This window comes from Sulfuricurvum sp. PD_MW2, assembly GCF_002633015.1.
Lineage (GTDB): Bacteria > Campylobacterota > Campylobacteria > Campylobacterales > Sulfurimonadaceae > Sulfuricurvum.
Genome location: NZ_NSIU01000003.1, coordinates 70,150 through 82,325 on the forward strand (window position 1 = coordinate 70,150; position 12,176 = coordinate 82,325).

Here is a 12,176-nt window from a genome sequence, read left to right on the forward strand (position 1 = left end):
GAAAAGTAGATCTAAAATTATCTTTTCACAAACGGATTTAACTTCAATAAGACTGCATCCGCAATCTGATTCCCTATCAACGTCAAAAATGCACTCATCATCAAAATCCCCATAATTACAGGATAATCCCGGCTCATCGCGGAGAGATAAAACAACTGTCCCATCCCCTCTATACCAAAAATAGACTCCAAAATCACCGATCCGCCAATCAATCCCGGTAGAGACAATCCTAAAATCGTTACAATCGGCGGTAAAAGATTAGGCAATATGTAATGACGAATAATCTGTGATTGAGAAATTCCTCGTGCACGAGCAAAATAAATATAATCACTTTTGAGGATTTCGAGAGTCAGGGAGCGGATATAAAGAACCAAACTTCCTACTCCGACAAATACCATAACGATTATCGGCAACGTCAAATGCCATGCCATATCAAGATAATATCCGATACCCTCAGGTGGTTCTAACGAATGCATCCCTGCGATTGGAAACCATCCCCATGTAACACTGAGCACCATCATTAAGACCAAAGCCAAATAGTAAGAAGGCATGGCGAAGCTCAAAAGAGAGAACTGCGTGATAAACGAATCGGATTTTTTCCCATGATTTAGTGCTGATTGTATCCCCAACCAAAGCGATACAACAAAAGTTATTACCATAGCAGTGATATTCATCCACAACGTTACGGGAAGTCGATCAGCAACAACAGTAGAGACCTCTGCTCCACTGACAAACGATACACCAAAATTTAGGCTGAGGAGATTGTGTACCCAATCGATGTATTGCTGCAAAAGCGGTTTATCCAGCCCGTAGATACTTTGAAGCTTTGCGATCGCTTCTTGTGTCATGTTCGGATTCAGTTCTCCCCCCATAAAGCTATTCGGTGCCATATGTATCGCTCCAAAAGAGAGGATTGAAATAAGTAACAGCATCAATAGCGTATAGAGAAATGATCGAAATAAATAGTTCATAGAATGATTATAGCAAAAGAAGAGTGTAAAAAGAGGAGTTCATCCCCTAAAGGGGACGAAAGAGAAGCAAAAGAGTCTTAGAATTTAAGAGTCAAGTATGCTTGTACTGAATCGTAACGAGCACCATTTGCGTTAACAGCTGTATTTTGATCTGTTGCATCTGTTGAAATGTATGCCAATGTTGCATCCAATGGTCCGAATGATTTAGTAGCAGTCAATGCAACTTCAGTCATATCTTCATTGCTAGCAGCACTCGTTGGGCGAACAGTTACATCAGTGTATTGTGCAGCAAATTTTGCAATTCCAGCATCGTATTCAGCCAAAAGCATATAAGACTCTGCACCAGCGCGTCCTACATATCCATAGTTCCAGAAAGCTTCTGTATACAATTTAGATTGTGAATTGCCAAGATTGTTTGTAGCAACGTTAGCAATTTTTAATGTACCGTCTTTGTCTGCATTAGAATATGCTGCAGCAACATTCAATTTATCTTTAGAATAACCAAGTTTGAATGCATAAGCTGATGAATCAGTAAATGTTTTTGCTACACCTTTTGTATCGATATCAGCATATTGAGCACCGATTGTCAAACCTTTAACCAATTGGCAATTGATATCAGCTTGCAACCAGTATGCATCCGCAACATCAACTACGTTGTAGTACCATGCTTGGAAAGTAAGTGGTTTGTATGAGTTGTTAACCAATGCTGCTGCATAAGCACCACCTTTAACAAATGTTGTCATTTTAGCTCCAGTCGCCATAATGCCATCGATACCTAGTGGATTAGTTGCTCCACCTGGAACGATATCCTGACGATTATCTGTTACTCCACCTAAACTGTTAGCACCAAGAACGTTAACACCATTCGCTTTTCCAACCCATGCACCTACCAATGTAGTATCCGGAAGATCTTGGTTCAACAATACTGCACCTTCGAATGTGTTAGCAGCAACTGACCATTTTTCAGAGAATGCAAGTGGTGTATCCAATTCCATACGTCCGATTTTTGCAGTTGTTTTACCAAGAGTAGCAGCAATCCATGCTTCACTTACCCATGCTTCATCATCAACTGCTCCACTATGATAGTGTGCACCAGTCCAAGTATTTGCTACAAGGTTATTTTCCAAACCAAGTGTACTAACAGCAGTTGCTGTAACACCGAAAGATACACCTTTTGTCAAATCACCAGTTGCACCAATGCGGAGCGCAGTATCTGCATAACTGTTATCATACCCGAACAACGCATCTGACGTGCCAGCAGTTGTTTGATCTGTATTGCTTGTTCCATAGAAAAGTTTAGCATCACCACTTACTTTTACATTATCGATTGCGAATGCGCTCGCACCGAGCAACACTGCTGCTGCAAGACTCATTTTAACTAACTTCATTGATTCTCCTTAAGTTAAGCTTGACCTTATGTTTTTGTTTCGTCACCGTTAATTGTAACCCCCCTATTCTTAAACATTGCTGTTAAAATAAAATTTGTTTTTTATTCCATACCTTTGAGGAAACCCCTATTTTGCGAATGTGACAATTTTGTAAGAATATATTTAAAGCAGTTTTTGTGACGATTATCCCAGTTCTATGATATAGTACGAATTAATCTAAAAACTTCAATCTAAATAGAGGAAAATCTTATGCATCACTCTCTAACCCTTTCGATTGCATTACTCTTGTTTGGGGGCTGTGCAGCCAATACCACAGGAGTAACACCCTCACAAAATAAAAACCTAAATGTCGTCTCTCCTAGTGCTACTGTAGAAAGTGAAGATGGTGCTATGCAACGTGCATTAGACCGTTGGTTAAAAGAGGAATGGACTCCGCTGACTCAGGACCAAAAAGTGACCACAACCAAAACAATGCCGGATGGAAAGGTCGTTGTTGAAGAAAAAATCGTGGAAGTGCCAAAAACAGATAGCAATGAAACATTTAAGTTGCAAAATTTTGTAGATAAATGGAAAGTGTATCAAGAAAACAAAGAGAAGATGAATGCAGGAAAACCAAAAGATCCTTCCCACATCGATATGCTCAATCGAATGCCGTTGATTGGAAAGTAACCTATCGTAACAGGGCGGAGAGATTATTCTCTCTCATCCCAAACAAAAACGCTTTTACCCTCTGCATTTTTCTCAACAGCAGCCATACCCATAATGTTATAACCTGCATCGACGTAGTGAACTTCACCACTCACGCCGCTTGAAAGATCGCTCAAAAGATACATCGCCGAGTTACCAACCTCTTCGATTGTCACGTTTTTACGAAGCGGAGCGTTGCACTCATTCCATGTAAGGATTTGTTTAAAATCACCGATTCCACTCGCTGCTAGCGTACGAATCGGTCCTGCACTGATCGCATTAACACGTTGCCCTTTTGAAGCGCCGAGTTCTACCGCCATATAGCGTACCGTCGATTCCAATGCCGCTTTTGCTACACCCATCACATTATAATTAGGAATGTATTTTGGTCCGCCAAGGTAGCTAAGGGTAATAATAGAAGCACCCGATGCCAAAACACTCTCTAAACGGCTTGTTAAATCGATGAATGAATACACTGAAATATCCATCGCAATTTGGAATGCATTTTTAGAGGTTTTCATAAACCCTTCGGTCAATGCTTCTTTCGGAGCAAAAGCAACGGAGTGGACCAAAAAGTCGATTTGTCCGAAATCTGCTGCAACTTTATCGGCGATAGCTGCCATATCGGCTTCATCCGATACGTCCAATTTATAAACCGGAGAGTTATTAAAACTTTCTGCAATCGGCTCAACCCGTTTTTGAAGCGCTTCGTTCAAATAGGTGAATGCCATTTGCGCCCCTTGTGCATGAAGCGATTGAGCGATTCCATATGCGATTGATTTATCATTCGCCAACCCTACGATTAGACCTTTTTTCCCTTGCATTAACATCTATTATTCTCCTTTTTGTGTATTTAATTCTGCTGCTTGTGCGATCATATCGCAAAAATCATTGGCACTGAGTGCCGCTGAACCGACCAAAACACCGTCAACGTTTTCCAATGCCATAATCTCGCCTGCATTTTCTACTTTTACACTTCCTCCGTATAAGAGCGGGGCAGACGTTTTAGCTCTCAATGCATGATGCAACGCTTCGATATCTTGATTTGACGGTGTGAGTCCCGTACCGATTGCCCATACCGGCTCATACGCGATAATCAAATCAGGGTATGCAAGATCAATACCCTCAAATTGTCGCTCGATATAGGTCATCATAACATCCTCACCGGCTTCTCTCATTTCAAGAGGCTCCCCGACACAATAAACAATCACAAATCCTTGCTCCGCAAAAAATTGAAATTTTTGCGCTATTTGTTCTTGGGTTTCACCGATAATATGGCGTCGTTCCGAATGCCCGATCAAAATTGTTTTGATTCCGAATTCTTCGAGCTGTTCCAATGCAATCTCTCCGGTAAATGCACCGTTTGCAACAGGATAGCCGTTTTGTACTCCGATCAATACATTGCGAGGATCGTGATCCAGCGCGGTAAACGGAGGAAATACGATCACCGTATCGCTAATGTCATTTGCACTGACGAACGACTCTACGACCGCCATATAGGCTCGTGTCTCTTGACGCGTTTTATTCGCTTTAAAATTGGCACAAATAATCATGACGGTCTCCTTTGGTTTATTTTAATAACGGTTTTACGCCCGGAAGAATTTTACCTTCGAGCAACTCCAGTGACGCGCCGCCACCGGTTGAAATAAATGTCATCTCTTCATCCAAACCGATACGCTGAACCAAATCCGCGGTATCTCCGCCACCGACAACGGTTGTTGCGTATGAATCAGCTACGAAATGGGCAATTTTATTTGATCCGCGTGCAAAGCGATCCATCTCATAAACACCCATCGGACCATTCCAAAGAATCGTTTGAACATCGTTGAGTACTTGACGGTACAAGCGCACCGTTGCAGGCCCGATATCAAGTCCCATCCATCCATCCGGAATCTCCTGAACGGTACATAGACGGCTCATCGCATCCGGAGCAAATTTCTCTGCCGCAACGACATCCACAGGAAGGTAAAATTTCACACCCAAACGCTTAGCCTCTTCCATAATTTTGATCGCATCATCGAGCAAATCATCTTCAACCAATGAGTTTCCGACATTGTGCCCCAATGCTTTGAGGAATGTAAACGCCATCCCTCCTCCGACCAAAATCTTATCGACTTTCGGCAAAAGATTAATGAGTGCTTCAAGTTTTCCTGAAACTTTTGAACCTCCGACAATCGCTGCAAACGGACGGACAGGGCGTTCCAACAATGTTCCGAAGAATTGGATCTCTTTTTGAAGCAAAAATCCTGCGGCTTTATGTTGTTCATCAAAATGCACTGTAATCCCCTCTACCGATGCGTGCGCACGGTGGCTTACGCCAAATGCGTCATTAATGTAAATATCTGCCATGTGAGCCAACGTTGCGCTAAGCTCAGTATCGTTTTTCGTTTCACCTTTTTCAAAACGCAAATTCTCGAGCAACAAAACCTCGCCCTCTTTGAGCTTCGATGCGCGTGCTTTAGCATCTTCACCTACGACATCTTCAGCCATTTGAACATCTACTTTTAAAAGTTGGTGCAATCGACGCGCGATCGGTGCTAACGAATATTTTTCATCCGGTTCCCCTTTAGGTCTTCCGAAATGGGACGCCAGAATAATCGCGCACTTTTGATCGAGACAATAGTTGATCGTTGCAAGCGCCGAGCGGATACGGCGATCATCGGTAATATTGCCGTAATCATCCATCGGGACATTAAAGTCACAACGGATAAATACTTTTTTCCCTTTGATATCACACTCTTTGATGTTCAATAATTCCATTTTTTCCTCTTACTGTAAGATTTATAAATTTATTTTTTACTGATAAACAGCGCCATTTCGATGAGGCGATTGGAATATCCCCATTCATTATCATACCATGCCATAATTTTAATCATATTTCCGCCGATTACTTGAATCAAATCATCCGCCACTGTGGCACTGAATGATGATCCGACAAAGTCTTGGGAAACACGATACCGCTCATCCACTTCTAAAATCCCCGCCATTTTACCTTGTGCATGAGATTTGAAAAGAGCACTGATCTCCTCTTTTGTAGTAGGAGAGTGAACCAAAACGTTCAAATCGACCATTGAAACATCGGGAGTTGGTACACGAACACTTTGTCCATGCAATTTTCCTTCCAAATTCGGCAACACGATACTGATCGCTTTTGCCGCACCCGTTGTTGTCGGAATCATATTGAGCGCTGCCGCACGGGAACGACGCATATCGCTTCCATGTGCCGAATCGATGATCGCTTGACCATTGGTATACGCATGAACGGTTGTCATCAACCCTTTTTCAATCCCATACGCTTCATCGATAATCTTCGCAATCGGCCCCAGACAGTTTGTCGTGCACGATGCATTGGAGATAATCGATTCACCGTTGTAAAGGTGTTCATTCACACCCAAAACAAATGTAGGGATGGCACTGTCTTGCGTCGGGGCAGAAAGAATGACTTTTTTCACCCCTTTCGCCAGATGATGCTGTGTCGACGCACCGGTCAAAAACAAACCGCTGCATTCAAAAACGACATCTGCTCCCAGTACCCCGAAATCAAGTTTTTGCGGATCTTTTTCGCATAAGATACGCACTTTATTTTTTCCGATTTGAAGATAGTGATCTTCGACAATCGCTACATCCATCTCAAATGACCCGTGAACCGAATCGTTTTGCAATAGATATAAAATCATATCAATCGATGCCATATCATTGATAGCGACCAATTCCACATCTTGACGCATCGCGATGAGACGGGTAACACACCGTCCAATACGACCAAATCCGTTCAATGCAATCTTTAACGCCATCATCTAATCCTAAACCGACATAATATAGGGGATGATTTTACCAAAAATCGGTTATAATTTCGATTAAAATAAAGTTGAGGCTTATGAAGCTTGCACTCTATGGCGGAAGTTTTGATCCGCCTCATGCTGGGCACGTTGCTGTCGTTACCAAAGCATTAGAGATTTTACCCATTGATAAGCTTGTCATCATACCGGCATGGCGCAATCCGTTTAAATCTTCTGTTATTGCCGATGGTTCCGAACGATACAGTTGGCTCAAGCGTATTTTTTCTTCTTTTGAAAAAGTAGAAATCAGTGATTTTGAGATTGCTCAAAAACGAAGTGTTTTTACTATCGAAACGGTAAAGCATTTTGCTCCGTTATATGATGAAATTTACTTCATTATCGGTGCGGACAATCTCGAAGATTTAGAAAAATGGCACTCTTTTTCAGAGCTTGACACCCTGGTGACCTGGGTTATAGCATCACGAAACGGAATCACTATTCCCGACACGATGATTCAGCTTATCGTCGACGTGCCGATCTGTTCAACCGATATTCGCCAAAAGCTCACTTCACTGGGGTTGGAGGATGAAATCGAAACAACTATACTAACCTATTATAAGGAACACCAATGAATTCACGAATTGAAAAAATCAGTGCTATTCTCGATCAAAATAAAGCCGAAGCGATCGAAGTATTCGATTTAAAAGAGGGTGATTATTTTGCCGATTACGTTATTATCGCATCATCATTAGGGGAACGTCATACACTGGCATTGTTGGACCATCTCAAAAAAGGTCTTAAACCTGAAGAAGAATTCCTCTACGTAGATGAAAGCGGAGACTGGGTAGCAATCGATCTTGGAGATATCCTCATCCATATTCTAACACCGCAATATCGAGTTAAATACGATTTGGAAAGATTCTTGGGTGAAATTGCGGCACGAAAAAATAAAGCGTAAAGGGTAGTTCCCCTACGCTATGTTTGCACTCAAAAAAATCATCTCCTCTTTTCTCGCTCCGTTTCCCCTGTTTTTAATTTTCATTTTGATCTCTTTTTTACTTTGGCACCGTGGAGATGAACGACGTGCAAAATCGATGTTCATCGTCTCGATTGTATGGATTTCACTATTTTCCTATGCACCGTTTGCCGCCCTTTTGCTCAAACCGCTTGAGGGTATGTATCCAAAATTTGACTCCCTGACAGTAAATGCACACTATATTCATGTATTGGGAAACGGCCATGTCTCCAATCCAAAACTCCCGCTCTCTTCAGAAATAGGGCTTGTTTCACTCGATCGTGTCGTTGAGGGGGTTCATATTTACAAACGTTATCCGAACATGAAACTGATTTTTAGCGGCTATGGCGGCAATGATATCATCAGCAATGCACGCAAAAATGCCCAAGTAGCGATAACCCTGGGAGTATCCCCTGATGATATTGTTGTGCTGGAGAGACCAAAAGACACGTATGAAGAGGCACTAGCCGCTAAAAAATTAGTCGGTTCTGAACCTTTGGTTTTAGTCACCTCAGCATCGCATATGGTTCGTGCATCAGCACTTTTTCGAAAATGTGGTCTCAACATCATAGAAGCACCGACCGATTTTCAAGTCAAAAAAGCCGATACCCTCTGGCAATTCCCATCTGCAGAGGGGCTGTCTCGTTCGGAAGCAGCGTTTCATGAATATTTGGGATTGGCATGGAGCAAACTCCAAAAAAATATCGACTAAAACGATTGTAACGTATCGAAATTATAAATATTGCTCGGCTCAACTGCCATAACGTCGTGAGAATAGGATAAGTTCTTATGGTTACTGATACCGCTGATATACTGTACCATATAATCGAAATTCTCTAAATTGAAATACCCTTTTTTGTTGTCCTTATAAAGCTCACTCAAACGGGGATTTTTAACATTGCTGTAAATCACAAAGGGAACGGTATATTCATCTTTGTACGGCGGTAAAAAGCCGTGTCCGTTATTTTCAAGATTGATGTTTTCTCCATGATCGGATAGGTAAATGAGAAGCAGTTTTTCATTTTTAAATTTTTCATAAATTTGGCCTAGAATATAATCACTGTAATGGATAGTATTATCGTATTCTTCGACCACATTTTTAGCACTTTTGAATAATGCTCTCTCTTTTGGATATCGGTTAATATAATCCGAATGTGATCCCATCAAATGCAGCACATACATCTCTTTTTTAGACGTTGATTGAAGCTTATTTAGATACTCTAAAATCACTTCATCGGTTTTAGCATCGAGATAATTGACATTCGCATACAATGTAGTATTCGCTTCATAGGCAACTGAGGCAATAGAAGAGTCATTTTTTCCTACACTTCCTTGATTTGAAATCCAATATGTTTCATAGCGGTTGGCTTTGAAATTCGTTAATAATGAACAAGAATGCGCATATCGATTTTCATAATAGTGGACATTCGCTTCCGTCAAATCGATCGGGACAGAATAGCGCGTTTGATTGGTCGGTGCAATAGCATTAAATACATAGAGTTTATCCGTTTTACGAAGCGAATCCAAAAAAGGTGTCGTAGGAATTTTATATCCGTAAAGTGACATATGGCTCTTATTGACGCTCTCCCCCATGACAATGATGATTTTATCGTAGAGTTGATTTTTTGCACCGGCTTCCACAATTTTGATATGACGTATATATTCCGCTCTGGCTTTCATAACCTGATCAATTTTATTCTTATCCTCAATCACGGTACAAATCTTACAAGGGACACTAAAAGGCTCAAACTCTCGAATCGGATTGATATAAAACGTCACACTCAAAAGAATCAAAACAAATACACCTGCGCCGATGATTCGAAAAACTTTATACGAATGGGTAAAGTGCCTCAAAAATTTAAACAAAAGAAAGAGAACAAAAAAGGAAAACGTGATCAGAGCATAGTCTCTGTAATCAACATAATGGGTAAGATACTCTTTCGATTCATATACCGGTGATAAAAAAGCGACTTCGATACGCGGCCTGATATCGGCTAATGTGTATCCCCAGTGAAGAGCGATGTGACCGATCAGAATATTGCTCAAGTTGATAAAAATGACAAAAACCGAAAAGAGTATCTTACTGAATTTAGGAATCGTGATTAACAAAACAAGCGTAATGCTCAAAAATAGAGAATGCGTAGAATTAGGGGAGAAGATTAACTGAGGCAACATCGTTAAGATGGATATCAACGTACCGAAATAAAAATAGGATTTATTGGTATGGAATTCGATTTGAATATTTTTTTTCACGTATCACTTTTCAATGTTGAAAGATTAAAGGTGAATGAAAGAAGATGGTGCGCCCGAAGGAATTCGAATCCCTGACCGCCGGTACCGCAAACCGGTGCTCTATCCAGCTGAGCTACGGACGCATCTTTTTAAAGAGAACGAAATTATAGCCTATAAAGCTTATAACTATCTGAGTTGATTTATTTTTAGTACAAATTCAACTTCTGCTTTTGACAAACGGAGCTCTTTTGCGATCGTATCGATATCAACGCCCTGATTGTATCGGCTAATCACTTTCTCATCATCCAGACCGCTGATCGATGTAGGGAGAGAAAGATTACGGATACGCTCCTCCAAATAACGGAGACGATTTTCCGTCTTCTCTTTATAACTCCCGAAACTCTCTTCGATCGTTGTTAAAGATTCCAAAATAGGAACGGATAGTTCATTGACTTCACGCCCCAGTTCAGCATGCAATGAGTTTTGTTCACGTGGGACACTCTCTTGCAACGACGTTACAATTTCCAACTCCTGTTTTAGCCGTTTATCCATGGCAAAGAGCTCACGATGCAAATCATCCACAGCTTTAGCGATTGAACGAATCTGAGAAGAAACTTCCCCCTCTTTATTGATCACATAATAGATCAAACCGACGACGACAACGGTCAGTGCTACTAGCGCTATCTCTATGGAGTGATTCATTCATTCCCTTTCATCTGACGAATCATAATACGTTCACATGCGGTCATAAAATAGCCCCACGCCTCTTTATCCCTCACATGAATTTTTTCTATCTTAGCAATGGAAGGTTCAATCCCTTCGAAATAAAATGCAATTTCACGTTTTGGAAATGTAGTCAGTTCAAGTCGTCCGTAGTAATGTTTTCCTACTTCTAAAATATCCTCAGTGAGTTTGAAATGCTCCAACCCGATACTCTCAATGTACCCCTCGCACGCGAGCGAAAGACGTTTCGAATTTCCATGCATTAGCAATTGTTCGATTTTATCCATCTTCCGATAAAGCTCTGAGAGAATATTGAGCATCAAAAGGTTTGTTTCATCACTTTCTCCCCGCATTTTGACATGTTTTATCCCCTGAGTAATCGAGTTCTCTTCCGACTCACTGATAACATTAAATTCTCGTTCAAATTTTTCTACACTCTCACCTACTTCTTCATAGGCTAAGTCCAATACTGCGGGAACCAATCGAATATTACTCATATCAACACCTCATCTAAAATAATCAACCCGATAAACACAAATCCCAAATAACCGTTGACGGTAAAAAAAGCTTTGTCAATTTTCGTAAAATCTTTACGAACCAAATAGTGCTCATACATCAGCATTCCTGCAGAAAAAATCACTGCTAATTCGGCAAAAACACCCAATGCCGCTAGATGGACAAACCATCCCCAAAATACGACGGTTATCATATGAAAAAAAGCAGAAATTTTGAGTGTCGCAGCACTGCCGTACCGAGACGGGATCGAATGAAGACCGTTGCTTTTATCAAATTCCATATCCTGCAGTGAATAAAGCAGATCAAAACCGGCTACCCAAAACACAACTCCGATGCTCAAAAATACTGACCACAGTGGAATATTTCCCAGAACGGCAATCGCCCCTGCCATAGGTGCAAATCCTAAAGAGATTCCCAATACGATATGCGCCATCGAGCTGAATCGCTTAAAATAAGAGTAGCTGAGCAATACGATCAAAACCGGCAAGCTCAAATAAAAAGCCATCTCATTTATAAAATATGCCACAGCCATAAAAACAAATGCATTGACTACGGTAAAGATCGCAATGGACATTCCATCCAATCGTCCATCGACACTTGGTCTGCTGGCGGTTCGAGGATTTTTCGCGTCAAAAATACGATCGACATAGCGGTTGAATCCCATTGCGGCATTTCGAGCACTCATCGCGGCCAATGTCCCTAAAATCAATAGTTTGAGACCAAACCAACCGTTAGCGGCTACAATCATAGCAATGAAAATAAAAGGGAGAGAAAAGATACTGTGTTGAAACATAACCAACTCATTAAAATCTTGCAACCTTTTTCTCAACCGCTTCACGCTCGCCCTTATTTTTATCAAATTGCT

At 41.1% G+C, this 12,176-nt stretch carries 14 protein-coding genes and 1 tRNA gene; 4 read left to right on the forward strand and 11 right to left on the reverse strand.

Going from position 1 to position 12,176, the window contains the following annotated elements; all coding sequences use genetic code 11:
- Nucleotides 1-17 precede the first annotated feature (17 nt).
- Entirely contained in the window at nt 18-971 is a 954-nt protein-coding gene (locus CJD30_RS02895) for an ABC transporter permease (protein ID WP_294916128.1), read from the reverse strand.
- A gap of 77 nt (nt 972-1,048) precedes the next feature.
- Nucleotides 1,049-2,359, reverse strand: coding sequence for a porin (locus CJD30_RS02900; protein WP_294916130.1), 1,311 nt, complete (start codon nt 2,357-2,359; stop codon nt 1,049-1,051).
- Between the two features lie 249 nt (nt 2,360-2,608).
- Here CJD30_RS02900 and CJD30_RS02905 point away from each other — a divergent pair, with 249 nt between their 5' ends.
- Nucleotides 2,609-3,028, forward strand: coding sequence for a hypothetical protein (locus tag CJD30_RS02905; RefSeq protein WP_294916132.1), 420 nt, complete (start codon nt 2,609-2,611; stop codon nt 3,026-3,028).
- Nucleotides 3,029-3,051: 23 nt separating this feature from the next.
- Here CJD30_RS02905 and fabI read toward each other — a convergent pair whose 3' ends face one another.
- Genes fabI through gap form a run of 4 tightly spaced genes read right to left on the reverse strand, consistent with a single transcriptional unit; the run spans nt 3,052 to nt 6,840 of the window.
- Complete coding sequence (fabI, locus tag CJD30_RS02910) at nt 3,052-3,876, reverse strand: enoyl-ACP reductase FabI (RefSeq protein WP_294916134.1); 825 nt, start codon at nt 3,874-3,876, stop codon at nt 3,052-3,054.
- Nucleotides 3,877-3,879: 3 nt separating this feature from the next.
- Nucleotides 3,880-4,599, reverse strand: coding sequence for a triose-phosphate isomerase (locus CJD30_RS02915; protein WP_294916136.1), 720 nt, complete (start codon nt 4,597-4,599; stop codon nt 3,880-3,882).
- Nucleotides 4,600-4,615: 16 nt separating this feature from the next.
- Entirely contained in the window at nt 4,616-5,806 is a 1,191-nt protein-coding gene (locus CJD30_RS02920; protein ID WP_294916138.1) for a phosphoglycerate kinase, read from the reverse strand.
- A gap of 29 nt (nt 5,807-5,835) precedes the next feature.
- Nucleotides 5,836-6,840, reverse strand: coding sequence for a type I glyceraldehyde-3-phosphate dehydrogenase (gene gap / locus CJD30_RS02925; RefSeq protein WP_294916140.1), 1,005 nt, complete (start codon nt 6,838-6,840; stop codon nt 5,836-5,838).
- 83 nt (nt 6,841-6,923) lie between these two features.
- On the opposite strand from gap, the gene nadD reads away from it, so the two are divergent.
- Genes nadD through CJD30_RS02940 form a run of 3 tightly spaced genes read left to right on the forward strand, consistent with a single transcriptional unit; the run spans nt 6,924 to nt 8,552 of the window.
- Nucleotides 6,924-7,457 carry a nicotinate (nicotinamide) nucleotide adenylyltransferase gene (nadD, locus tag CJD30_RS02930; protein ID WP_294916142.1) on the forward strand — a complete coding sequence of 178 codons (534 nt, stop codon included), beginning with the start codon at nt 6,924-6,926 and terminating at the stop codon, nt 7,455-7,457.
- Nucleotides 7,454-7,783, forward strand: a complete 330-nt coding sequence (gene rsfS, locus CJD30_RS02935; RefSeq protein ID WP_294916144.1) for a ribosome silencing factor — start codon at nt 7,454-7,456, stop codon at nt 7,781-7,783. Before nadD ends, rsfS begins: the two co-directional genes overlap by 4 nt.
- Before the next feature lie 19 nt (nt 7,784-7,802).
- Entirely contained in the window at nt 7,803-8,552 is a 750-nt protein-coding gene (locus CJD30_RS02940) for an ElyC/SanA/YdcF family protein (RefSeq protein WP_294916146.1), read from the forward strand.
- Here CJD30_RS02940 and CJD30_RS02945 read toward each other — a convergent pair.
- From CJD30_RS02945 to mqnP, 5 genes are all read right to left on the reverse strand, one after another.
- A complete protein-coding gene (locus CJD30_RS02945) occupies nt 8,549-10,093 on the reverse strand; it encodes a phosphoethanolamine transferase (protein ID WP_294916148.1) in 1,545 nt (514 codons plus the stop codon). The two genes, CJD30_RS02940 and CJD30_RS02945, sit on opposite strands and share 4 nt — an antisense overlap.
- Before the next feature lie 45 nt (nt 10,094-10,138).
- Nucleotides 10,139-10,215 (reverse strand) — tRNA-Arg (locus tag CJD30_RS02950).
- A 43-nt stretch (nt 10,216-10,258) separates the two neighbouring features.
- Complete coding sequence (locus CJD30_RS02955; RefSeq protein ID WP_294916150.1) at nt 10,259-10,774, reverse strand: hypothetical protein; 516 nt, start codon at nt 10,772-10,774, stop codon at nt 10,259-10,261.
- Nucleotides 10,771-11,292 carry a hypothetical protein gene (locus tag CJD30_RS02960; protein WP_294916152.1) on the reverse strand — a complete coding sequence of 174 codons (522 nt, stop codon included), beginning with the start codon at nt 11,290-11,292 and terminating at the stop codon, nt 10,771-10,773. The genes CJD30_RS02955 and CJD30_RS02960 overlap by 4 nt, the downstream gene beginning before the upstream one ends.
- Nucleotides 11,289-12,149 (reverse strand): menaquinone biosynthesis prenyltransferase MqnP, encoded by an 861-nt coding sequence (gene mqnP, locus CJD30_RS02965; RefSeq protein WP_294916154.1) that lies wholly within the window; start codon nt 12,147-12,149, stop codon nt 11,289-11,291. The genes CJD30_RS02960 and mqnP overlap by 4 nt, the downstream gene beginning before the upstream one ends.
- Nucleotides 12,150-12,176: the final 27 nt, after the last annotated feature.

Excerpts from the sequence above, each read along its gene's own strand:
- CJD30_RS02895 (WP_294916128.1), bottom strand. The coding sequence starts at position 971 with ATGAACTATTTATTTCGATCATTTCTCTATACGCTATTGATGCTGTTA.
- CJD30_RS02900 (WP_294916130.1), bottom strand. The coding sequence starts at position 2,359 with ATGAAGTTAGTTAAAATGAGTCTTGCAGCAGCAGTGTTGCTCGGTGCG.
- CJD30_RS02905 (WP_294916132.1), top strand. The coding sequence starts at position 2,609 with ATGCATCACTCTCTAACCCTTTCGATTGCATTACTCTTGTTTGGGGGC.
- fabI (WP_294916134.1), bottom strand. The coding sequence starts at position 3,876 with ATGTTAATGCAAGGGAAAAAAGGTCTAATCGTAGGGTTGGCGAATGAT.
- CJD30_RS02915 (WP_294916136.1), bottom strand. The coding sequence starts at position 4,599 with ATGATTATTTGTGCCAATTTTAAAGCGAATAAAACGCGTCAAGAGACA.
- CJD30_RS02920 (WP_294916138.1), bottom strand. The coding sequence starts at position 5,806 with ATGGAATTATTGAACATCAAAGAGTGTGATATCAAAGGGAAAAAAGTA.
- gap (WP_294916140.1), bottom strand. The coding sequence starts at position 6,840 with ATGGCGTTAAAGATTGCATTGAACGGATTTGGTCGTATTGGACGGTGT.
- nadD (WP_294916142.1), top strand. The coding sequence starts at position 6,924 with ATGAAGCTTGCACTCTATGGCGGAAGTTTTGATCCGCCTCATGCTGGG.
- rsfS (WP_294916144.1), top strand. The coding sequence starts at position 7,454 with ATGAATTCACGAATTGAAAAAATCAGTGCTATTCTCGATCAAAATAAA.
- CJD30_RS02940 (WP_294916146.1), top strand. The coding sequence starts at position 7,803 with ATGTTTGCACTCAAAAAAATCATCTCCTCTTTTCTCGCTCCGTTTCCC.
- CJD30_RS02955 (WP_294916150.1), bottom strand. The coding sequence starts at position 10,774 with ATGAATCACTCCATAGAGATAGCGCTAGTAGCACTGACCGTTGTCGTC.
- CJD30_RS02960 (WP_294916152.1), bottom strand. The coding sequence starts at position 11,292 with ATGAGTAATATTCGATTGGTTCCCGCAGTATTGGACTTAGCCTATGAA.